Raw genomic sequence first — 23211 nt, 5'->3', positions numbered from 1 at the left:
CCTCAATGACCAGAGCCCCAACAAACTGTTTTAGCTGTTATTGCAGGGTCATTGATTTTACCCCGCAGCTGTCTTTGATTCACTCACCCTGTTCAACTTTGAGTACTGTGCAAACCATATCAAACAAAACGAGTAAGCTGTAGCTCACTATAAACTGCCTTTTCGCTCAGGTTATTCGTGGACAGGTAAACCTTTAAGACCATCAAGTAACGATTTGATCTGCAATACCTCAAATTCACATTTTGCAGCTTGATAACCGGGGCCACCAGGAGCAAAATAGAGTTCATCAAATAAGGCGCTGGTTTCAACAACTCTAGCTCCCAGCTTCACAGGATTACGTGTATCACCAGGACTGACAGTATTCTGCAATAAAGAGAATAACATCTGATCCCTATAATAAACATTAAAATCAACAGTACTAAAAAAATCATCACCGAGTTTAACAGAACCTGCCCCAACATTAAATCTTACAGCTACTGAAATCTTGCAAGGTTCAAGATGCTGAAGTAATTGGATGATATTCTCTAATACTTGGATATCCGGAGTATGGGCTGTATTTCTACAATATTCATCCTCGGCAATTATTTTTGTTTTAAAATTATCTAAGTGATTTATAATTTTTGACACAGCCATCTGGGGTCTTTTTTTTGCTGCGTCTATTTCGGTGCTCACCTGGTTAGATACTACTCTCTGTTCTAGCAACGTGCTGGTGCTGGCAAGAGTTCCCAACCTCTGGCTTGAGTGACCAGTATCACTTCCGTTTACAAAATGGCTCAATGAAGAATCAACTTTGTCAGCTGCCATTGTGGTTCTGCCGAAGCTGACACCCTTTGGTGTTTCCTCCTTAGGCTTTAGTGAAAATAAACCAACAATTCCGGAATTATTATCTGCTTTATTCATATTTAATACCTCTTTAGTTAGCTTCATTCCCACTTAGCAAAAACATTTAAAACTGATTCAATAGTTTAGAGTTGGTTTTGGAACGAAGGTTCATAACATTGAAGTCAGTGCAATTAACAAAGCTGTGAATAAGGGCTGATCTGTTCGATGATTTTATATTTACGGTAAATAAGCCCACTTTTCAGACTGTTGCTTGTCATTTTGTAGTATTTTGACGCTCCCGGCCCACTTCTGGGCGAGGCTTTTCAGCGAAAGTGATAAACTGAACTCTTTTTTACTGACAGAGCTATCGAGACCCATGCTCCGCCTGTTGCTGATTGCAGTAGCCAAATCTCTGAGCGGTAGCGTGCTGTCAGAAGAACCTTATTTTCAGGAGTGCCTCAATGACCAGTGTCCAACGACGTTCGTGGCTCAGTAGTTGGCTGTGATTTTAAAAAAGAGACCAATAACAATGTGCTGACGGATCAACATATCCAGCAGATTATGGCGTTCTTCGACAGCAAGGACGATGTGGAGCATGTCGCAAAGTCGGTCAGCCTTGAGACGATCGCTGACAATGACTACAACCTGTCGGTCAGCAGTTATGTGGAAGCCAGGGATACCCGGGAGAAGGTTGATATTACTCAGTTGAATGCTGAGCTGAAAACCACGGTTGGCAGGATAGATCAGCTACGCTCGGAGATTGATGCCATTTTGGCTGAGTTAGAGGGTACAGAGGTTAAGGCATGAGAAAAGACAACAAAAAATTCGTTCGCAACTCCACTGCGGAGTTTCTGATTTTTACAGCCCAGTCCGAAACGCAGAGCATTGAAGCTCGTTATGAAGATACTACAATCTGGACACGATCATTTCTGTGAGCTAACGGGTGAACTCTGTGCGTGCTTCTCAGTTTCGCCAATGGGCTACCCAAGCCCTGAGAGACTTTGCCATCAGGGGTTATGTCATCGATAAAGAGCGTATGGAAAATGGCTCCTTTCTCGGGGAAGACTACTTTGAGAGACTGCTGGAAGAAATCCGCGAGATCCGCCTCAGCGAACGCAGATTTTATCAGAAAATAACTGATATTTACTCGACCAGCATCGATTACAACAAGGATGCTCCTATCACCCGAGAATTTTTTTCAAAGGTTCAGAATAAACTTCATTACGCAATTCATGGCCACACTGCAGCTGAACTGATCAAAGAACGCGCAAATAGCGAAAAAGCAAATATGGGGTTAACCAGCTGGAAAAACTCACCCGATGGCAAAGTCCTGAAAACTGATGTCTCTGTTGCGAAAAACTATCTTAGTAAAGAGGAGATGGATGGATTGAGCCGAATCGTCAACGCCTACCTTGAACTGGCGGAAGCACGTGCCCTGAGAAAGATGCCCATGACCATGGAGGACTGGGCCAAAAGACTGGACCAGTTCCTCGAATTCGATGACCGTGAGATCCTGCACAACTCTGGAACAGTATGCAAAGGACTGGGCAGAAAGTGAATTTGAAAAGTACCGCATTGTTCAAGACCGTCTGTTTGAAAGTGACTTCGACAAAGAGATAAAAAAATAGAAGCCTCCCAAAAAAAAATGGAGGCAAGCCATGATTCCGGCCAATCAATTAAACATCACCGACCAAATAGAACTGGCCAAAGCAGAAGAAAAGCTCAGCAAGCAAAAAGCCAAACAGCTCTTGGATTCTGGTGATATCAATGGATAAATTCGACATCCTGACCCACTCCATCACCGAAGGCTTACCCCGAGAAATTGAGCTGCGCCAAAAGCAGTACGAATACTACCGTGACCAGCTGCTAAGCTTCCCAAAGCCAGAAGAGAGGGCAGCCTGACATGAGCCATAAAAACCTGAGCCTGCAAGACCAAACCACCAAATTCCTGCTTTATACCGCTCCCGGTGGAGATGTAAAGGCAGAGAGGTCCTGCTGAACAATGAGACCCTATGGCTAACCCAGAAGCGTATGGCTGAACTGTTGGGCGTGGGTGTTCCAGCTATTTCCAGGCATCTGGAGAATATCTACTCCAGTGGCGAATTGGATCAAAAAGCAACTATTTCCATTTTGGAAACAGTTCAACAGGAGGGTAAGCGGGAGGTAAAACGCAAGCTCGAGTACTACAACCTGGATGCCGTCATTTCCGTAGGCTAACCCAAGCCACACAGTTCCGCATTTGGGCGATAGCCTTAATCAAGGAATACATCATCAAGGACTTTGCCATGGATGATGAACGTTTAAAAAATGGCCGGTATTTTGGTAAGGATTACTTTAAAGAGCTGCTGGGGCGGGTGCGTTCCATCCATGCCAGTGAGCGGCGTATTTACCAGCAGATTACCGATATCTTTGCCGAGTGCAGTATCGACTATCATCCCAAATCAGACACCACTCGTTTGTTTTATGCCCATGTGCAAGACAAATTTCATTTTGCTATTACCGGTCATACGGCAGCGGAAATCATCGCTTTAAAAGCCGATGCCGACCAACCGCTGATGGGCACTAATGACCTTATTTAAACAAACGTGCGTGTTTGAAAGTCAGGTTTTAACCACATTCTCTGTTAGAATCGTGCCTATTGGCACCCAATGCGTACTTCAATGCACAAAGCTCCGCGTGATCGGCACTCTGGCAGAACAGTTCAATGGAAGCGCCTGACATAACACCTTAGGAGGTTCGGCCTTGTCATTGCCGAAAAAAATCATCACCCTGTTTGCCAGACAATCAGAAGCTCTGTCCCTTCGCCAGCAACTATTGTTGCTGTTTGGCGTGCTTTTCACGGCCCTGACTCTGTCTACCGGCTTTCTGGTCAGCAGCGAGCTGGAGTCTGCCAGCCGTCATCAGGCTGACTCCATCGGAAGCCTGCTGAGTGCCCAGACAGCCAGTGCGGCCACCGATATGCTGGTCACAGGAGACAGGCTCAGTCTCAACGTATTGCTGGGACAGCTGGTGCAAAACCCCTACGTGGCCAAGGCCGCCATATACAGCATTGATAATCGTGAAATAGCCTCTTCAGAGAGCGATGAGGTCGGTGAGAAGGGTGAAACTTATTCGTCACCGATACACTATCAGGACGTAATTGCAGGCTATGTCCGCCTGCAACTGGACAGTGAGTTACTGACCCGAAATTCCGGCGATGCTCTGACACTGATCATTACGATCAGCATCATTCTTCTGATCAGTGGATTGTTGTTGCTCTCCTTTTTCGCCTCCAATATCACTTCCCGACTTAAGCTTATTGAAAGGCAGTTGCATTCTATTCTGCAATCCCCGGCCAATCCGGTCTCCTTTAGAAATGAAGTACTTCGACTCTCTGGTTTTGTGGAAAAACAACTGACTGAAAAACTGATGGACTCCATTGAGCCGGAACCCGAGGAAGAGGAAAAAGAGGAAATCTCGGCCATTATCAGTGTCCGCAATAAAAACCTGTCCCGATTGCGGCAACTGCTGGCCCCCCACGATCTGATGAACATTATTGAGACTCAGAGCGAAGCGCTCAGGTGTGCCACTCAACATTACCAGGGCGAGTTAAGTTACACACCAGATGGCACCGGGTATATTCACTTTTCCAGTCTGGAAAGTGCTTCTTTTGCCATGGATGCCCTGAGTTGTGCCCTGTTAATACAAAGTCTTAACAGGGTGGTTGGCGAGCAGAACATCGCTTCGCTGGAGATGGGATTGGGTATCTGTATCAGTGACGGTATCTGTGATTTCCCCGGTAGCGAGCATCCCTCACAATCCGACAATGCCGCCAGTCATGCGTTGATGCTGGCGAGTCTTCCTGACTCGGAAGGTATTCACATGTTTCGTGATCAGCTCAACTGGCTGCCAGCCGGAGAGCCCGAAATAAAACTCAGTGAACAGGGCGAAGATATTGTGGAGGTCACCGGTTTACCTGCAGAACAGCAGCAAGCCATTGCGCAGGAGGCTTATTCCATCAGCCGGGAGCTGGAGCAATAAATCTGTCGTTTGTTGAAGGAAGAGTAAACTCTCTTCCTCGGATTCTCATCTCAATACCCTGTCTGGCCATGTAGGTTTTGGCATGGGTGGTAGATTATTCACCAATGGTAGTGACCAAGACATCAGGAATGGCAAGATAAAGCAGAGGCAGAATGTTTTTAAAGCTCTTTTTATAGCTATGAAAAATTACTGCGATCATCATTTGTTGGAGGCTGATGAGTGACATTGCTGTATCGGAGAGATTATGAAGTCCAATCTAACCATAGTTAAAACAGCGATAGCGATAACTATTAGTTTGAGTTTTTACGCCCACGGCAGCGGTAATTACTCACAAAACACGACACAGACGACAACGCTTGCTCCAACTCCTATATCTGAAACCCAACAAACTCTGGCTATGGTATTTCCAAAATACACGACTGTGTTTGGTATTAAGGTTCGGGGCACAGAAAAAGTGCCCGATGAGAAACTGCTTCATGCTGCGAAAATCATGGCTGAATATCTCGATAACGATGATAATGGCCTTATCGACAATCAGCAAGTGGTAGATATGTTGGTTGCACAAGAAGCCACTTTGGCAATGATAGCTGACGATTCCGAACTACAACCTGTGAGGGATAAAGTCGGAAATAAGAAGAAACTACCCAATCTGCAAGACCTGAAAGCAAGCGAAACTCACCCAAATGGCGCGGCCAGAGGTGTATTTGATGGCGCCCTCGAAGAAGTACTGCATTTGATCACCCGTCTTGGCTACAGCAAAGTTTATCCTGAAGCGCTTGGCGAGCGACATGGTTCATTGATTGCCGATGCCATGGACAAAGCTCGTGGTGGTCGGTTTGATACAATCCCGGACAGTTACCCTAAACACGCCTGGTTCACTTATGAGGATGAAAGCTGTAACTACAGTTGCATGATCACTGAATATACTTATTTTGCACTGACTTCGATGCTCGGCGGTCAAGAGTTTCCCGGTCGATTGGAAAAAATCCAAAATGAATGGACATTAAACACCAGAGCTAAAGTACAATCAGGTGACCCTGATGTTTACAAAATCCTGACTAATCAGGCCTATTCACTGCCCAGTGTATTACCAGACGGTCAGTACAACTCGGCCCATTTCGAGATAAAAATGGGTGCTGATGAGTCAACAGTGGTCAGCACAGAAGCCCATGATTCTGCGACAAAAGCAGAACAAACGTCAGTCGTGCTGCTGGTCGCTGTAATGATCATTTTTGGAAAAGTGATGCTGTACTGACTGTAAAAATGCGGGAAGGAAAAAGTTTAATTTCTTTCCTTCTTACTATTTCAGACTCTCATCTCAATGCCATGCCTGGCCATGTAAGCTTTGGCCTGGGGAATAGAGTATTCAGCAAAGTGAAAAATACTCGCAGCCAGAACAGCATCGGCCTTACCTTCCTTCACAGCTTCAACCAGATGGTCCAGATTTCCGGCACCACCCGAGGCAATAACAGGAATGTCCAGAGCATTGGATATGGCTCGGGTTATGCCAATGTCGTAACCGTTCTTTACTCCATCCTGATCCATACTGGTCAGAAGAATTTCGCCAGCTCCCAACTGTTCCATTTTCCTGGCCCACTCAATCGCATCCAGTCCGGTTGGTTTTCGGCCGCCATGGGTAAAGATCTCCCAGCGTTCAGGCTCACCTGACAGGCTGACCTTCTTGGCATCGATGGCAACAACAATACATTGGGAGCCAAAACGATCGGCAGCTTCCTGAACAAATTCAGGATTAAAGACAGCAGCCGTATTAATACTGACTTTGTCGGCACCGGCATTGAGCATGGTACGAATATCTTCCACCTTGCGAATGCCGCCACCTACCGTCAGAGGGATGAACACTTCGCTGGCCATACGCTCAACGGTATGAACCATGGTGTCGCGGTCTTCATGGCTGGCGGTAATATCCAGAAAGGTGATCTCATCTGCACCCTCTTCGTTATAGCGGCGAGCCACTTCAACGGGGTCACCGGCATCACGGATATCAAGAAACTGGACGCCTTTCACTACTCTGCCATTGTCAACATCCAGACAGGGAATAATTCTTTTCGCTAAGCCCATTGAACGGCCTCTCTATTTTTTGCAATAAACCGATTAAAGACTCAGTTGACCAGACGCAGGCATACCGGATATCGGTACTCATCTCCCCGACTGGCTTTCATGCTGGCCCGGATCACAAAAATCAGGGCAAAAACCACCGCAAACGGAATCAGGGGAAGAAAGAGCAGCCCGATCAGAACAGCATTCAGTAATCCCCAGATGGCAATCACCAGAGTCACGGTGATCTGGAAATTCAAAGACTCTTTGGCATGATGGGCAATAAACATAGACTGATCTTTTTTCTGATACCAGATCAGAAAAGGGATCAACAGGTTCGTGCCTGGCAGGACACAGCCAAACAAGGTCAGAATATGGGAGAAAACAGCCCAATTCTTCTCATTGGAATCGGGCTTTTTCATAAATGGTTGCAAAGCGTCTATGTCCATTTTTTTAAGCTCGAACGTATTTTAAGTGTCGAGCCCCCTCTAAGGATTCCAGTTCAAAAAGTTCTCAAGCAGTTTCAAGCCGCTGTCAGCGCTTTTCTCAGGGTGAAACTGCACCGCAAAGATATTGTCCCGTGCTAAAGCCACATCAAAATCAACGCTGTAGTGACAACGACCAACAGCCATCCCATCGTCATTTGCATGAGCATGATAGCTGTGGACAAAATAGAAGCGGGCATTATCTTCGATGCCTTTCCACAAAGGGTGATCACGATGTTGCTGAACCGGGCTCCAGCCCATGTGAGGAACTTTCAGTTTTTCACCGGCCTCATCCACCAGCCCCTTGCCAAAAAATTTTACTTGCCCGGGCATCAGACCCAGACAATCAACGCCACCATTCTCTTCGCTGTGATTCAACATGACTTGCATACCAACGCAAATACCCAGAAGCGGGCGCTGGCTTTCGACCACTTCCCGCACCACATCATCTACGCCTTTGGCACGAATTTCTGCCATACAATCACGGATAGCCCCGACACCGGGAAGCACCACATGATCGGCCTGCTGAATAATGTTCGGGTCAGAAGTCACCTTGACACGGGTATCGCTGCTGGCCACGTGTTCCAGAGCTTTACTGGCAGAGTGAAGGTTACCCATCCCATAATCGATGACTGCAACTGTCTTCATTTTTTTAACTCACCTGACAGCTTAATGAAAAACATACCGACTGCATCACCCTGTCTGTTTGAAGTGGACTCAAAGCTTTTTTTCGCTCATGGCTGTTTTTTGCTCATGGCTGATGATTACAGCGATCCTTTGGTGGATGGCATCTGACCAGCCATACGAGGATCCAGTTCCAGGGCCATTCTCAATGCCCGGCCGAAGGCCTTGAAGACCGTTTCTATCTGATGGTGAGCATTGCGACCGCGCAGGTTATCAATGTGCAACGTCACATTGGCATGATTAACAAAGCCCTGGAAGAACTCGTAGAACAGGTCGACATCAAACTTGCCAATCATGGCCCGGGTAAAATCGACATTAAACTCAAGGCCGGGACGTCCGGAAAAATCGATGACGACTCTGGAAAGCGCCTCGTCCAGCGGTACATAGGAGTGCCCGTATCGGGTCAGACCTTTCTTGTCACCAATGGCTTTGGTGAACGCCTGCCCCAGGGTAATACCGATATCTTCTACGGTATGGTGGTCATCGATTTCGTTGTCACCCACAGCCTTGATATCCAGATCCATCATGCCATGACGGGCAATCTGGTCCATCATATGATCAAGAAATGGCACACCAGTGTCGAACTGGCCTTTGCCACTGCCATCCAGATTGATATCAACCCTGATCTGGGTTTCCAGCGTATTTCTTTCAACACTGGCCTTGCGCTCAGCCATGATAATCTCCAATTATATCTATTCTGTACATGGAGTCTGACCTGTTATTAACACCAGACTCAAATAAAGACCATTCAAACCTGAATGCTTGCTGACTCCCGGACCTCAATCCGGCCATTATACGGAGCAGCTATCAAGCAGGCGAGCTATTCATCTCGTACTTTTTCGAAAAGTTCTGCTTCCAGCCTCTCAAGCAATCTGTCTATCTCCTTTCGTTTGTTCTGTACCAGCCTGCCACCGGAAGGCCTTTCACGGTCATTGGCCCAGTTCTGCGACCAGCCTACAGTAAAATCCACACATTGTTCAGCAAACTGAGGCAGTGAAAATGTCCTGGACTGTTCCACACACCCGGTAAGGAAATTATCGACATCCGACTGCTGGATTGGGTATTTGCCAGCCGCCCTCTTCATACTCCCGGGCTTGAGGACATAGATCCAGATTTGCCCCTTCCCGGGTAGCTGGCCACCAGCCATTGTCTTGAGTTGTCTGACACTGATGAGGGTTCTGCAGTTCAGAGTTTCATTGCGATCCAGGCTGCTGATCTGATGACCGGATGATGCCAACAACAAGCCATTGAATAACTTCCCTTCTTTTGGGGTAACACCCGGAACGGTCTTTGTCGGTGATTTTTCAACGACTCTGGCAAACCAGCCCCGCTGATAACCGCTGACCCAGACAGGGAACTCAGCCTTGTCTTTGTTGAGCTTCTTCTCCCTGGCTGCTTCCAGCATCAGCATGTCTGAAGCAACAAGGTATTGATTTTGAGTGGTATCAACCCTCGGGAAACACGCCAGGTCCAAAGCCCATGAAGAGACGGGCAAAGCCAGGCAGAACATTGTTGCCAGCCAACGTTTGACTGACATTATCCCAAAAGCGTCCATTGTCTCCATAACCCGTTCCCAACGTATTCAGGCGGCAGAGGCCGATTTTCCCCAGGCAGAGTCACGCAAACAACCTCACCACCATATTAGTCGCTGAACTGCCGCACCATAGCGAGGGTTGAACATTTCCCGGGGTCATTGCTTGCTGTTCGATGAGCCAGACAACACTTGGCGACTGAAAAATTAATTCAACACAAGACTTGCAATTATTTTTCAAACCTGATTTGTTAAAAGCAATGATCAGAAGGATCTGATTCATGTCAGCTCGAGTGCTGTTTATGGAAAAAAACATCAGGCTCGGAGTTGTTGCTACCCTGGCAACACTCACCGCTTTTTCAGCGGATGCCCTTTTATTGCCTCCAAAACCCTTGACACTGAGTTCATCATGGGATTGTCGCTCCGATCAGAACAGCGACTGGCTATGCCGAAGCAGCCAGACAGATCGTTACGAACAATCTCTGGAAACCGCTGCTTATTCTGCTTCAAATAGAAATAACGGGTACCCGGAAACTATTTCTCAGCAGCACTATGAGCCTGTCAAAGCGGAGCCAGACAACCAGTTCAAACAGGAGTTTGTGCAGCCGGACTATCCTCGGCAGGGTAACAACTACTCCTACACCTATCAACAGACGACTCCAGAACAACAACTCCGGCAGAGAGTCAACGAACTAATGGGCTCGGAACATGGGAGTTTTGTTATCCAGTGGCTCGCAACCCATACCGAAGAACCATTAAGGGATCTGCAGCGTCGTTTCCCGGTCCTGCAGCAAGCGACGATTGTCCGCTATCAGCGCAAAAACAAAGATTGGTTTTTATTGCTGGACGGACCATTCAAAGATAGCCAGTCAGCAATGACAGCCCTCAACAGTCCTCCCCGGTTGTTGCTGACCGACAAACTCTATCCCTGGACACGATCTCTGGCCAGCATTCAGAAGCTCAACCTGATTATGCCAGGTGAACTCAGAGATCCCGGTGACCCCTCACAGCCACTGAACGAACAGCGTTATGCCTACAATAATCCTGTAAAGCCGGACAATAATCGATTGTTTGCCAGTATCGCTCCCGCCTATCCAAAATTGCAGCAACAAGAAACCCATCGGGATTACAACGTCGATTCTCAGCAGACATCTGAGCCACCATTTCACTCTTCCTATCAGTCCGAGCCTTATAAAGAACCAATGGATTTGAACTACAGTGCTCCTCGTTCGCAGCGTTATACCCGGACGACTCCTGAAAAGGAGGACTTTCAGACAAAACTGCACTACCAGCAGAGCTACCTGAATGAGGGTTATTCAACGTATTCGGTCCAGGAAAAGACCAACGAATATCGTCGTCCAAAAGAAGCCAGAGAGTACCAGCAACCGGCCAGACATGACATTCTCAAAGCTTCCCGGCACAGTTACGCTATCCAGTGGCTGACTGGAACCCGAAGAGATACGCTCGAAAGAGTCCGCAGGCGGTATGCACAGTTGAGTGACACCCAGATCATCCACTATCGGAAAGGATATCAAGACTGGTTTTTACTCGTGGGTCCTCCCTATACCAGCAAAGATCAGGCTAACAGAGCACTTTCCAGCCCGGAGCTGGCCCGTATTTCTATACGCCTCTCCCCCAGAGTCCGATCGGTTAATGAACTACAAAGTCTCATTACAGGGAAGTCAGAAAAGACTCAGCAGATAACCTCCCGAAAGGTTACTCAACCGCAAGGGACAATCTTCAGTGGGCCGGGAAACAGCTATACCATTCAGTGGTTTTCTGCCAACAAGCCAGAAGCCATTGAGAAGCTGAAAAAACGATTCCCGGAATTGAAGTCTGCAGTTACGGCGCGATACCGAAAAAACCAGAAAGACTGGTATGTCCTTTTGCAAGGTCAGTTCACCAGCAGTAAAGAAGCTCTGGCTGTTCTCAATTCACCTCAACTGAAAGACGCTGTCCAGGTCCTCTACCCCTGGACCCGCTCGGTAAAATCCCTCAAGAAACTACAGGCCCGGGAAAGTTAGGGGGGGGGGGACAATATTTTCATCCCCCTTACCAACTCCTCAAACACTTGCGGTACACTATCCTGACCAAGGAATAACAATATTCTGTACCCAGAGATCCCGAGGTCTCCAATGAACCGTGCAATTAAACTCATCGCCTTTTTGGTGGCTGGCATCATAATTCTTGTTGTTGCTGCTGCCCTGATTCTTCCGAAAGTGATAGATCCCAACAATTACCGGGATGACATTTCCAAAATGGTTTACGACAATACTGGTTTGACGCTCACGATTGACGGCCCTATTGGCTGGTCGGTCTTTCCCTGGCTGGGACTTTCCCTTGAACAGGTGAATGTTAAAGGGGCAGACAACTCCGAGCTGGCCAGACTGGGGACAGCGGAAGTCAGTGTTAAGCTGCTACCTTTGTTAAGCAAAAAAGTAGAAATGCAAACAGCCAGGCTGATAGGGCTGGATCTTAATCTGGTCAGGAACGAGTCCGGCCAGGGCAACTGGGAGGTTTCCAGAAAAACAGGTAGCGAGCCTGTTGCAACAGAGACCACAACAGTTGTAACGCCCGAAGGTACCACCGAATCTACACCTCTGGAATTGGATATTGCCAATGTCAGTGTTGAAGGACTGGTGATCCGTTATGACGACGAGAGCACAGGTAAAACCTACCTGGTTGATCAGGCCGGGTTGGAAACCGGGGCAATTCGCAACAATGAGCCTTTTGACTTTAATCTGAAAGCTCGTATCAAGAGCAGTGAACCCGATCTGACACTGATGACTGGCATCACGGGTGTTCTGAAGTTCAGCCTCAAAGAGGGCACCTATGATCTGCAGGATCTCAAAATATCAGCCAACCCGGCAGCAGATAATCTTGTCGGGACAAGCACCGAAACCCTGCAAATTGTCGGCGCCCTGAACGTTCAGCAACAACCGTTGATGGTGAAAGGCCACCTGGATGTCACACAGTTCAATCCAGGCAAGTTTCTGAAAGAGATCAAGATCCTGCTTCCCCCCATGGCAGATCCCGGGGCAATGACCCAGCTGGCTTTCAAGAGCAGCTTTAACACCGATGGTAAAAGCTTCTCTGCAGGCAAACTGGATCTGACGCTTGATGGTTTCAATCTGGATGGTTTCTTCAAAATCGGAAACCTGCAACAACAGGACATGACTTTTCAGTTCAAGGGCGGTGACCTGAACCTGGATCGCTACCTGCCACCTGCCTCCGAACAGACAGAGACCAAAGAAGAATCAAAAGGCAAGTCTGAAGGTGTGCAGAGCACAGAGCCTCCGACCTTTGCGTCAGGTACTGTGAAAGAGCTTCAGCCCAACCAGGCGCTGCCACTGATTCCGGAAGACGCCCTGCGTCCTCTGAACGTCAAAGGCTCTCTGGAACTGGCTTCCCTGACCGTGGCAAAACTCACTTTTAACAAGCCTTCAGTCCAGCTTACAGCCCTGAACGGACAACAAGATATCAAGCTGGCTTCCGGCTTCTACGAGGGCACCATTGATCTGGACGGCAAGCTGGATGTTCGCAAACAGGGTAATCCTGAAATTCAGACAACAGCAGATCTGAACGCTATAAATCTGCAGGCTCTGGCTCAGCCCATACCGGCTTTGAAATCCATTGAAGGTAAGGTCAATGCAGACATGAACCTGACAACCCATGGCCAGCTTCAGAGTGTCCTGATCAGTAACCTGAACGGAAAGGTTGACTTCAATGTCGATAAGGGAGCCTTTACGGAGGCCAACTTTGACAAGATGGTGTGTGAGGGAATTGCCAGAATACGCAAGAAAGATCTGCAGAAAAAAGACTGGGGTCATACCACCCGGTTCACCCAGCTCGGAGGCAGTTTCACCATCAACAACGGGGTAGCCAGCAATAAGGATCTGACTGCTGCTCTGACCAACCTGAATCTCAAAGGTGACGGCGATATCAATCTGGTCAAACAGACTATGGATTTTCATGTGGGCCTGAACATCAGTGGCGACCGTGCTCCTGATAGTGACCCAGCCTGCGAGGTCAACGAAGACTACGTCAATGTCACCTGGCCGGTTCGTTGTCAAGGCAAGCTGGGACAGCAGGAGTGTGGTATTGATACCAAACGTCTGGCCGACACCATTGCTTCACTGGCCAGACAAGAAGTGAAAAAGCGTGTGGAAAAAGAGATTGAGAAAAAAGCCGGACACCTGAAAGATGCCCTGAAAGGCCTTTTCAAATAAAAAACCGTTTTTCCAATGCTTCCTGCTCTATCGCCCCCCGCTCATCCGTGTCGGTATCAGTGGGGGGGAATGCGAGAAGCTGTCAGCCGAAGGTGGATTCACAGAAGTAATAGAACTTGAGAATACAAATCGTTATGTTATAACATTTACAAAATAACAAGCATTGACTAGCTTTATATCACCCAACGCATTGAGCATTTTCACACTAGGAGCCTTCTGTGCCTGCAGTCAACCCGCCGGTTATTTCTACTGACTTCCACTCTCCAGCAGCCAAAGTTACTCCCTTTAAAGGAGCTATCCGCAAAAGATCAGCTTACAGCCGAATGGCAAAAGCGCTGATTCTGCTGGCAGCGTCAGCCACCGCAACTGTTCATGCTGAAGGATTCAGTCCAAATTTCAGCCTTATTCTGGACGGCCATTACAAGTCAGCTGACAGCGCTCTCAGCGAATATGAAAAGGGCTTTGGTCTGGGTCATATTGAACTGGGTGTCAGTGCGGCTGTTGATGATCTTTTCTACGGCAAGTTCACCGGTGTTGTGCATGATCACGACGGCGAAACCAAGTTCGAAACAGAAGAGGCATTTATCCAGACTCTGGCTCTGCCTGGCGGTTTTAGTGTTCGCGCTGGTCGATTTCTGTCTGATATCGGCTACCTGAATGGTCAGCACGCTCACACGGATTCATTTGTTGAAAGGCCTGCCGCTTACCGGGCAATGCTGGGGTCACACTACTATGACGACGGTGTACGCCTGAGTTATGTAATGCCTACCGATACGTTCTGGACGATCGGTACCGAAGCTTTTAGTGGTAAAAAGCTGCAGGCTGCAGATTTAACCGATCCAAAATCAGTGGGAGTCTACACCGCCTTCACCAAAGTTGGTGGTGATTTTAATGAAGAGCACAGCTGGCAGCTGGGTCTGAGCTATCTCAGAAATGACAACGGTGCCAGCATCAGCAATCATGACCATGAGCACGAAGACGATGAAGATCACGGACATGAAGAAGATGAGGGCCACAGCCACTCTCATAACGCCCAATTTACTGGCAAGAACACCTATATTGCCGATGCCGTATGGAAGTGGGCTCCTGATGGTAACTTCAAGTACCGCAGCCTGACCCTGACAGGAGAATATCTGCAAACACAGGATCTCAGCGACAACTTTGAGGGTAATGAAAAGAATAAAGGCTTTTACCTGAGCGGCGTTTATAAGATGACGCCTCAGTGGGCAGTGGGTGCTCGTTACGGGGAGTTCAAGGGCTACGAAGCCCACGAGGACCATTTCGACGAGAAGAAGCTGCAAGAAACTGAACTTATGGTGTCCTGGAGTCACTCACACTTCTCCACAGTCAGACTGCAGTACACTCATCAGACAGGTGACGGTTTCGAAAACACCAACAACATCGTAACCCTTCAGTATGTTATGTCCCTTGGAGCTCATGATGCGCACACTTTCTAAACTGTTGCTGGCATCCGCTCTGGCCTTTCCAGCATCCAGTCACGGAGCATTGACCGTATTTGCCTGTGAGCCTGAGTGGGCTGCATTGTCTGAAGAGCTCGCTACTGATACAAAGGTTTACACGGCAACAACGGCCCGACAGGACCCTCACCACATTCAGGCTCGTCCGGGACTGATCTCGAAAATAAGAAAGGCAGACATAGTCGTTTGCTCAGGTGCTGAGCTGGAAACCGGCTGGCTGCCGGTTCTGCAAATGAAGTCAGCCAACCCAAAAATTCAGACCGGAGACAAAGGGCTGTTCTTTGCTGCTGATCAGGTAGAGACCATCGGTAAGCTTGAAAAAGTAGATCCAACCATGGGCGATGTTCATCCGGAAGGAAACCCTCACCTGCATCTTGATCCTTATCGACTGCAGAAAATCGCCCTGGCCCTGGCAGAACGCATGGCAGAGCTTGACCCGGGGAACAAGGATGAATATCTGGCAAACGCCAAAAAGTTCTCAGAAGTCTGGGAGACCAATATCAAGCGCTGGGAAAAGGAAGCCGCTCCACTGAAAGGTAAAAACCTGGTGACCTATCACAGCAACTTTGACTATCTGCTGGAGTGGCTGGGTGTGAATGTTGTTGGTGACCTGGAACCCAAACCCGGTCTGCCACCTTCAACCAGACACCTGGCATCCTTGTTGGAGCTTTCTAAAAAGACGTCTATCGATGCCGTCGTGTACGCCTCCTATCAGGACAAAAAAGGTGCGGACTGGTTAAGTCAGAAAGCCGGTGTGCCCGCCACAGAGTTGCCGATGACGGTCGGTGGCAGCAAACAGAGTAAAGACCTGATCAGCTTGTATGACGATCTCATTCAAAAGCTGCTGAAAGTGACAGGCAAACCGGAAGATTCATAATGGAATGGGCTCTTCTTGCAATCATGATGCCTGCCCTGGTGGCAGGCATCATTGTTTTCAGTACACACCTGGTCCTGGGAAGACAGGTTCTGAAGCGTGGTATTGTCTTCATGGATCTGGCTATTGCCCAGGTCGCGGCTATGGGTGCCATCGTCGCTCATATCCTGACGATGACACAGGCTCACCGTCATGTTCCCCACGATGGCTCCGCAGGATTAGGAGCTTTAATGCCCTTTGCCTTTTCCATTGGTGGTGCTGGCCTGATTGCATGGCTGGCCAAATACTCAGAGAAAGAGCTGGAAGCGATTATTGGCTGCATTTATGTGGTCTCTGCTGCTTCTATCACTCTTCTTATGTCCAGTGATCCCCAAGGCGCGGAGCATATTTCCAGAGCCCTGAACGGTCATATCCTCTGGCTTGGCTGGCAGGACATGGTGGTTCCGGGATTGGCAAGTTTGGCTTTTCTTGCAGTGACAATCATGAGACCAGAAATCCTTGATGGCAGACTTTTTTACCCGCTCTTTGCCCTGATGGTCACACTGAGCGTCAAAATGGTGGGTGTCTATCTGGTATTCAGCGCCTTGATTATGCCCGCTCTGGCTGTCAATCAGTTGTCTGGAAAGAAAGCTCTTGCTTTCGGCTATCTGGCAGGATTAGCAGGTGTGATTCTGGGATTGGCGCTGTCCAGTCTTTATGACTTTCCTGGTGGTGCGACAATTGTCGTCAGCTTGACTGCCGTTTGTGTCCTATTCAGAGTATTAAACAGGCGCTGATAACTAATGAAGAGAGCCAGAAGGGCATGAGCTTCTGGCAACCAGTCACCATCTATGACCCACTCAAAAGGCCCCTGACGGAATGTCCCTTACTTCGCCCCAAAAACAGCGATAGTCCTCAGGATTCAGCTCTAATTTCCTGAGGTAATCTATGGTTTTAAGCTGAACTTCAGCTGCCGTATAGTCTTTGGAGGACTTAATATCTTCAGGCACAGACTGCAAAGGAATTTTATCCTTTCTACACTGATTAAGGTAGCCAAACCAGGCCTGTAAAAATTGGTTAATCAACTTAATTTCCTGTACCGTTTTCGGGCAACGGAAAAACCGAAATTCCAGTGTTGATAACTTCTCGACTTTTTCTGCTCCGGTAATATGCAATAAAGACATAGCCATATACTTTTCCATACAATAGTTACCAATTGAACCTAGCCCCATTTGTATGCTCGTCATATGAACAAGTTGACTATAAAAATGGGCAAATTGATCAAGCCTGTCTTTTTTTTCTGAATCAGTGCTCGCTTTATGGCTTGCTTTTTCAGTATGATTTTCTTCTATTCTTTTATTGTAACGATCAATAATTCTATTTAACCGCTTTACGGCAAATGGTTTTGTGTCTGGATTATAATCAGCAAATGTTTTATACCATTTAGCTTCATCCTGCTGTACGATTCGATCATTATTTCCAAACGCCCTCAACAGAAAAGGATTTTGTTGGATCTCAGATTCCATCGCCAGAAGCACACCAGTGTCACCCTGAGTAGCACTCATCACATCGACGTGTTTATGTCCGGAGCTATAATCAATGAATCCTTCGTTTCGCATTGAATCAGTTACTTCAATCACCTTCTCAAAAGATAACTCCGCGAGTTGATCATCAGAATGATAAGGCGTGCAGTTTATTTCAAACCACCGCCGTGAGTCATAAAAAGGGATCACTGTAAATTTACTGTTAAATCCATAGCGTACACGACGTTGTTCGTCAGTACCTTGATCAGTTAACTTTTTTTCTGATAATCGAGATAAAAAAATCTTACGATGATCACCATAACGAAGAGAACAATCATCTTTAAGATCATATTCAAGCTCTTCACCAAATTTAAGGTTTGGTCTGTTTGCCAAATCCACTCCATTGTCATTCGGTAAAGAGCAGTTATCAAACAGGGTATCGACAATGCCATCACAGCGCCGCAAAAAAATAACATCCATAACATCTCGATTAAAAAACTCTCTCAAATCACTTTTGTTTTCTCGCAAAGCAATGGTTAACAAGTTTCTGTCTCTATAATCATTATCACCACTATCAATAATTGTCTGCCTGAATTTCACAGCAAAATCAAAGATAATACCCAGCTCAGAAAAAAGACCTCTTGAAGCAAAAAGGGTTTCGAAAAATGGAAATATATCCTTCATTAATTGCTGGTAGGTAAATTTATGATTGCAATACCCAATATATGGAGTCACATCGTCCGATAGATTCTCTTTTTTGTTGAGATAATCAACTAACATGTCCACCAGACTATAACATAATCCACGCAAATCTCTTTTTGATTCCGCTGCTGCCCCTTCGGTAAAAATAGTAGTCAGGAAAGACTCTATCTCCTCAACCCGCCCCAGGCTAATGGTTTTACCCGCCACGTATTTATCAGGGCTGCTTTCAACAGTAAAACATCGATCATGGACAAGCCCCTCCTGGTATAAAATAAAATCGATAAAAATCCCTATTAATTCGTCTCTTTGATCACCTCTACAGCTTTCTTTTTCGATTACGTTGTATCTCAGTGTATGTATGAGGTTTTCAATAGTATTTCTAAAATGCCCAGCCACTGCCTCAGCTGTAAACTTCTCGCTGACTCTGGCTACATTCATTACCTCAGCACTATCCGTAGTAACGCAATGGGAAACTTTTCGCTCGGGAATAGTCTGATTGACGATCTGGTGACTGCAACCTGGCGCAATAGAGCCAAGCCTGCCTATCTTATTTATCGGTGCAAAGGATTTATCATCAAACTGCAGCTTTCTTGAAAAACTTTTGAATACTTTCTGTTCTGAATCAAAACAATCATCATTCTTTTCATCAGGACTGCTTTCATAAAGTCCGCAAGCATCTGTTCTGTTAGAATTTATATTCATTGTTCACTCCATTGAACGTATTTGATTTCTTTAGCTATGTAGATTTAGACTATTAATTCTTGAAAAAGTTCCAGAACGATAATTCATATTACTCAATGCTGATCCGCAGCATGAGGCTGATGAGCTACTTCACCCCAAAACCAGGGAGCGTTCTTATCTAACCAGAAAATCAATTTACTGATGTTGTCATGCTAACCAGATCATGATGCTGCTATCTAAAGCATTCCCATATAATTGCAGGCGCCACCCTTCATCTCCGAACACAATATAATACAGCAAGCCCAAAAATAAACATTGAACAGAGAGCGATTGTTAAGTTATCAAGCTGAGTTTTATGCTGTCGCAACTCATTTCTAACGAGTTCAAGTTCAGAATTAGTTTGCTGACTACTGGCAGTTAAGGACTGTATCAGACGATTAGTAGCCGAAGCCAGCACCACCGCCCCCTGTGCCTCTCAACAAAAGCCGCATTAACAGCCCCCGATTGAACAGAATCGTCGCACTGCCTTACTTCAGTCGCATGATGCGTGCGCCATTTATTACTGCAAGAGAATGGCAACCTGTCGACATCCCTTTGAACACAGTGTCTAAAAGACGGTTTAAAAGGTACATGTTCCATGTACGCAACCATGAGTCAGTTCTTCAAAAACTTGATTCCATATTCCTTTCAAGCTACAGCGACTGAATCGGTTATATATTGTGCCAATCACCGAACTCTTCAGGCATGTCTACCAAGGTGCTCCGGTACCAGCAAGCCAGAGAATCGACTCAATGAATAACCTGTTGTCAGCTGTTGGTCCGGGGTCGAAGACCTTACACGACAGCGTATCTTTGATCCGATCCCATTGTTCATCTTTGACTACTGTGCGAGTCATAGCAAAGCTAAATACCATACTCTAGATCACTTTCAGGTGTCTTTCCGGTCAGGCTCCTAGCAAAAACACCAGAGTGTCCTAGTATAACTATTGTCGTTACACGGCAGTAGGTTCGATTATGTTGACGCAAAAGACAAGCCAAAGCTTTATGCCAGCGTTGTTGATGGTTGTGTTCTTACTATTTCCCCTGGATGCTTTCTCCGATGGTATCAGGCAAATAGAATTCTTACAGAAAATCGGTACTGATAAGGATCCCTATGTAGTTACGGCAAAGTGGGATTCATCGGGGATGTGCGTTGACTATGTCTTGCCGCAGCATATTCAGACGATTCCGGGCTATGAGAACGGACAAACTATGAATATTCATTACCTGGATACGAGTTACTGTAGCGAATTGTCGGGCGCTGCTCAGCTGTTCGAAGTGAAAAGCGAAGATCATTCCGGAAGATCGGCTCGACTTTGGTGGGAGAAAGAGATTGGCAAGGATCCCCGTGCAAGGGTAGACGAAGGTGCAGATCCAGACGGATTAGTTTGGATTGACAATACCGATAGCAACAAAATTAAAGTCTGGGTCAGTTATGATCGCAAGAAGACTGACTGAGAATAGACTTGCCCTGCGTGGCAACTGCTCCTGCGTTGCTCTAGCTCCTGCATCCATGCAGTCGTCGGCAACTGCTCCTGCGTTGCTCTAGCTCCTGCATCCGTGCAGTCGTCGGCAACTGCTCCTGCGTTGCTCTAGCTCCTGCATCCGTGCAGTCGTCGGCAACTGCTCCTGCGTTGCTCTAGCTCCTGCATCCGTGCAGTCGTCGGCAACTGCTCCTGCGTTGCTCTAGCTCCTGCATCCGTGCAGTCGTCGGCAACTGCTCCTGCGTTGCTCTAGCTCCTGCATCCGTGCAGTCGTCGTCGGCAGCAAATTGGTTTGAACTCGCTATCCTTACAAAACCGAATTTTCATCTTCAATATACTGCCGTCTTCGCTACGGGGTCGCCTGTTAGTACGCAAAGCTGTAGTTAACAAATTGATCATTTTACACAACGCATCACCACTATCAATTTAATCGCTGACCCACTACGTGAGGCTGTTGATCGAGATGGAATGATTCAGCAGAGATGAAATAAAATGAAGGAGTTTGGGAGCCAATACCCCCCCCGCCAACTTAAAACTGACTTTAAAGTTCATAACCTGTGCTTTACATTCAATCGGTCGCTGACGGAATATCCCTTACTTCACCCCAAAAGCAGCGATACTCCTCCGCATTCAGCCCTAATTTACTAAGGTATTCAATGGTTTTAAGCTGAACTTCCTCTGCCGTATAGTCTTTGCAGGATTTAATATCTTCAGGGACGGGCTGCAAAGGGATTTTATCCTCCCTGCATTGATGAATGTAGCCAAACCAGGCTTGTAAGAATTGGTTAATCAACTCAATTTCCTGTACCGTTTTCGGACAACGGAAAAAACGAAACTCCAGCGTTGATAACCTGTTGACTCCGCGTGCTCCGGTAATATGCAACAAAGACATAGCCGTGTACTTTCCCATTATTTCGGGATCAATAGTCGTCATATGAACAAGCTGGCTATAAAAACGTGCAAATTCCTCAAGCCTCTCTTTTTTTTCCAAATGAGTGCCCCCTTTATGGTTTGGCTTTTCAGTATAATTTTCTTCTATTTTTTTATTGTATCGTTCAATGATCCTGTTTAACCGCTCTACGGCAAATGGTTTCATGTCTGGATTGTAATCAGCAAATGTTTTGTACCATTTAGCTTCATTTCTCTGCAGGATACGATCATTATTTCCAAACGCCCTCAACAAAAAAGGATTTCGCTGGACCTCAGACTCCATCGCCAGAAGTACACCAGTATCACCCTGAGTAGCACTCAAGGCATCGACGTGTTTATGCCCGGAGCTATAGTCAATCAATCCTGAGTTACGCATTGTATCAATCACTTCAATCACCTTCTCAAAAGATAATTTCGCGCGTTCATCATCAGGATGGTAAGGCGTGCAATTTATTTCAAACCACGCCGACGTGTCATAAAAAGAGACTACGGTAAAGCGATCATCAAAACCATGGCGTACACCACGTCTGTCAGTGATAGTGCGACTACTCATCCCTGTTTCTTTTAGTAGAAATGAAAAAATACGACAAAGCCGACCCTCTGTATCGGAATCTTTATTTTTAACATCATATTCAAGCTCTTCACCCAATTTAAGGTTTAATCTGTTTGATGGCTTCGCTTCATTGTCAACCCCAAAACAGGAGTCATCAAACATGGCATTGACAATAGCATCACAGCGCCGGGAAAAAATAACATCCATAACATGTCGATTAAAATACTCTCTCATATGACTTCTGTTCTCGCGCAGACCAATGGTTAAGTTGTTAGTTCTGCTAGGTTCACGCGCACTATCAACCAGTTCCTGCCTGAATTTTACGAAAAATTTAAAGACAATACAGAACTCAGAAAAAAAGCCTCTTCCATCAAGAAGGTTTTGAAAAAATGGATATATCTGCTTCAGCAATTTCTCGAACCTGATTTTATGCCACGAGTTATCAAAAGACAGAATCTTTGGGTTAACATCAACCAGTTCGTTTTCCTTTTTGTTAAGATAATCAACCAGCAAGTCCTCCAGACTATAAAGCGTTCTAGGCCAATAAGCTTTTGATTCCTCTGTTGCCCATTCGGTAAAAATAGCATTCAGGTAAGACTCTATCTCTTCAGCCCTATCCTGGCTCATGGTTTTACCCGCCAAGTATTTATCGAGACTGCTTTCATCATTAAAACACCGATCATGGACCAGACCTTCCTGAAATAAAATAAAGTCGATAAAAATCTCTGTTAATTCGTCTACTTGAAAGTATGCATAGCCTTCACTTGTGATTTTTTTGTATATCACTGAATGTATAAGGTTTTCAATGCTAGTCCGGAAACGCTCAGACACTTCCTCAGCGGTAAACGTCTCGCTGACTTCGGCTACATTTATGGCTTTACAATCATCAGAAGTAACCCAGTGGGAAACTTTTCGCTCGGGAATAGTCTGTTTGGCAATCGGATGGCTGCAGCCTGGCGCAGTAGAGCCGAGCCTTCTTATCTTATCAACCGGTGCGGAGGATGTATCCTCAACCTTTAGCTTTCTTGAAAAACTTTTGAATACTTTTTGTTCAGAATCAAAACTTTCATCAGTCTTTTCAGCAGGACTGCTTTTATGAAATCCGTAAGTATCTGCTTTGGTAGTGTCTATATTCATAAATTC

The 23211-nt window shown here is 46.5% G+C and carries 20 protein-coding genes and 1 pseudogene; 13 read left to right on the top strand and 8 right to left on the bottom strand.

The features are described from left to right. Positions 1-171: 171 nt before the first annotated feature. The gene (locus tag ACOMG9_RS25520) at positions 172-900 is read right to left on the bottom strand and encodes a hypothetical protein (RefSeq protein ID WP_448215223.1); all 729 of its coding nucleotides are present in this window, start codon (positions 898-900) and stop codon (positions 172-174) included. 390 nt (positions 901-1290) lie between these two features. Here ACOMG9_RS25520 and ACOMG9_RS25515 point away from each other — a divergent pair, with 390 nt between their 5' ends. The 7 genes and pseudogenes from ACOMG9_RS25515 (at position 1291) to ACOMG9_RS25485 (ending at position 6097) form a co-directional block, all read left to right on the top strand. Beyond that, the gene (locus ACOMG9_RS25515; protein WP_448215222.1) at positions 1291-1629 is read left to right on the top strand and encodes an N-6 DNA methylase; all 339 of its coding nucleotides are present in this window, start codon (positions 1291-1293) and stop codon (positions 1627-1629) included. A gap of 145 nt (positions 1630-1774) precedes the next feature. Continuing rightward, positions 1775-2380 (top strand): RhuM family protein, encoded by a 606-nt coding sequence (rhuM, locus tag ACOMG9_RS25510; RefSeq protein WP_448215221.1) that lies wholly within the window; start codon positions 1775-1777, stop codon positions 2378-2380. Between the two features lie 209 nt (positions 2381-2589). Beyond that, positions 2590-2724 (top strand): hypothetical protein, encoded by a 135-nt coding sequence (locus ACOMG9_RS25505; RefSeq protein WP_448215220.1) that lies wholly within the window; start codon positions 2590-2592, stop codon positions 2722-2724. Between the two features lie 129 nt (positions 2725-2853). Further along, positions 2854-3039 (top strand): virulence RhuM family protein, encoded by a 186-nt coding sequence (locus ACOMG9_RS25500; RefSeq protein WP_448215219.1) that lies wholly within the window; start codon positions 2854-2856, stop codon positions 3037-3039. Positions 3040-3050: 11 nt separating this feature from the next. Continuing rightward, positions 3051-3401: pseudogene (gene rhuM, locus ACOMG9_RS25495) on the top strand (RhuM family protein); the annotation flags it as partial. A gap of 163 nt (positions 3402-3564) precedes the next feature. Beyond that, complete coding sequence (locus ACOMG9_RS25490) at positions 3565-4842, top strand: AhpA/YtjB family protein (RefSeq protein ID WP_448215218.1); 1278 nt, start codon at positions 3565-3567, stop codon at positions 4840-4842. A 244-nt stretch (positions 4843-5086) separates the two neighbouring features. Beyond that, positions 5087-6097 (top strand): hypothetical protein, encoded by a 1011-nt coding sequence (locus tag ACOMG9_RS25485; protein ID WP_448215217.1) that lies wholly within the window; start codon positions 5087-5089, stop codon positions 6095-6097. Positions 6098-6147: 50 nt separating this feature from the next. Here ACOMG9_RS25485 and hisF read toward each other — a convergent pair whose 3' ends face one another. From hisF to ACOMG9_RS25460, 5 genes are all read right to left on the bottom strand, one after another. Next, the gene (gene hisF, locus ACOMG9_RS25480; protein WP_448215216.1) at positions 6148-6921 is read right to left on the bottom strand and encodes an imidazole glycerol phosphate synthase subunit HisF; all 774 of its coding nucleotides are present in this window, start codon (positions 6919-6921) and stop codon (positions 6148-6150) included. Between the two features lie 41 nt (positions 6922-6962). Next, positions 6963-7319 carry a DUF4870 domain-containing protein gene (locus ACOMG9_RS25475; protein ID WP_422136243.1) on the bottom strand — a complete coding sequence of 119 codons (357 nt, stop codon included), beginning with the start codon at positions 7317-7319 and terminating at the stop codon, positions 6963-6965. A gap of 66 nt (positions 7320-7385) precedes the next feature. Further along, positions 7386-8030 (bottom strand): imidazole glycerol phosphate synthase subunit HisH, encoded by a 645-nt coding sequence (hisH, locus tag ACOMG9_RS25470; protein WP_422136242.1) that lies wholly within the window; start codon positions 8028-8030, stop codon positions 7386-7388. Between the two features lie 116 nt (positions 8031-8146). Further along, positions 8147-8740: an imidazoleglycerol-phosphate dehydratase HisB gene (gene hisB / locus ACOMG9_RS25465; protein ID WP_422136241.1), complete on the bottom strand. Its 594-nt coding sequence runs from the start codon at positions 8738-8740 to the stop codon at positions 8147-8149. A gap of 146 nt (positions 8741-8886) precedes the next feature. Further along, entirely contained in the window at positions 8887-9603 is a 717-nt protein-coding gene (locus ACOMG9_RS25460) for a hypothetical protein (protein WP_448215215.1), read from the bottom strand. Between the two features lie 275 nt (positions 9604-9878). Here ACOMG9_RS25460 and ACOMG9_RS25455 point away from each other — a divergent pair, with 275 nt between their 5' ends. From ACOMG9_RS25455 to ACOMG9_RS25435, 5 genes are all read left to right on the top strand, one after another. Then, positions 9879-11621, top strand: a complete 1743-nt coding sequence (locus tag ACOMG9_RS25455) for an SPOR domain-containing protein (protein WP_448215214.1) — start codon at positions 9879-9881, stop codon at positions 11619-11621. Positions 11622-11732: 111 nt separating this feature from the next. Then, the gene (locus ACOMG9_RS25450; protein ID WP_448215213.1) at positions 11733-13826 is read left to right on the top strand and encodes an AsmA family protein; all 2094 of its coding nucleotides are present in this window, start codon (positions 11733-11735) and stop codon (positions 13824-13826) included. A gap of 218 nt (positions 13827-14044) precedes the next feature. Beyond that, positions 14045-15283, top strand: coding sequence for a hypothetical protein (locus ACOMG9_RS25445; protein WP_448215212.1), 1239 nt, complete (start codon positions 14045-14047; stop codon positions 15281-15283). Further along, on the top strand, positions 15264-16181 hold the full coding sequence (locus ACOMG9_RS25440; RefSeq protein WP_494529605.1) for a metal ABC transporter substrate-binding protein: 918 nt from the start codon (positions 15264-15266) through the stop codon (positions 16179-16181). The genes ACOMG9_RS25445 and ACOMG9_RS25440 overlap by 20 nt, the downstream gene beginning before the upstream one ends. Next, on the top strand, positions 16181-16954 hold the full coding sequence (locus ACOMG9_RS25435; protein ID WP_448215210.1) for a metal ABC transporter permease: 774 nt from the start codon (positions 16181-16183) through the stop codon (positions 16952-16954). The genes ACOMG9_RS25440 and ACOMG9_RS25435 overlap by 1 nt, the downstream gene beginning before the upstream one ends. Before the next feature lie 63 nt (positions 16955-17017). On the opposite strand, the gene ACOMG9_RS25430 is transcribed toward ACOMG9_RS25435, so the two are convergent. Next, on the bottom strand, positions 17018-19084 hold the full coding sequence (locus ACOMG9_RS25430; RefSeq protein WP_448215209.1) for a hypothetical protein: 2067 nt from the start codon (positions 19082-19084) through the stop codon (positions 17018-17020). 992 nt (positions 19085-20076) lie between these two features. Here ACOMG9_RS25430 and ACOMG9_RS25425 point away from each other — a divergent pair. After that, positions 20077-20559 carry a hypothetical protein gene (locus ACOMG9_RS25425; protein WP_448215208.1) on the top strand — a complete coding sequence of 161 codons (483 nt, stop codon included), beginning with the start codon at positions 20077-20079 and terminating at the stop codon, positions 20557-20559. Between the two features lie 594 nt (positions 20560-21153). On the opposite strand, the gene ACOMG9_RS25420 is transcribed toward ACOMG9_RS25425, so the two are convergent. Then, a complete protein-coding gene (locus ACOMG9_RS25420; protein ID WP_494529604.1) occupies positions 21154-23205 on the bottom strand; it encodes a hypothetical protein in 2052 nt (683 codons plus the stop codon). Positions 23206-23211: the final 6 nt, after the last annotated feature.

The organism is Endozoicomonas sp. PH6C (assembly GCF_059322965.1).
The sequence above is the reverse complement of the archived record's forward strand: the minus strand, read 5'-3'. Positions and strand labels throughout refer to the sequence as shown.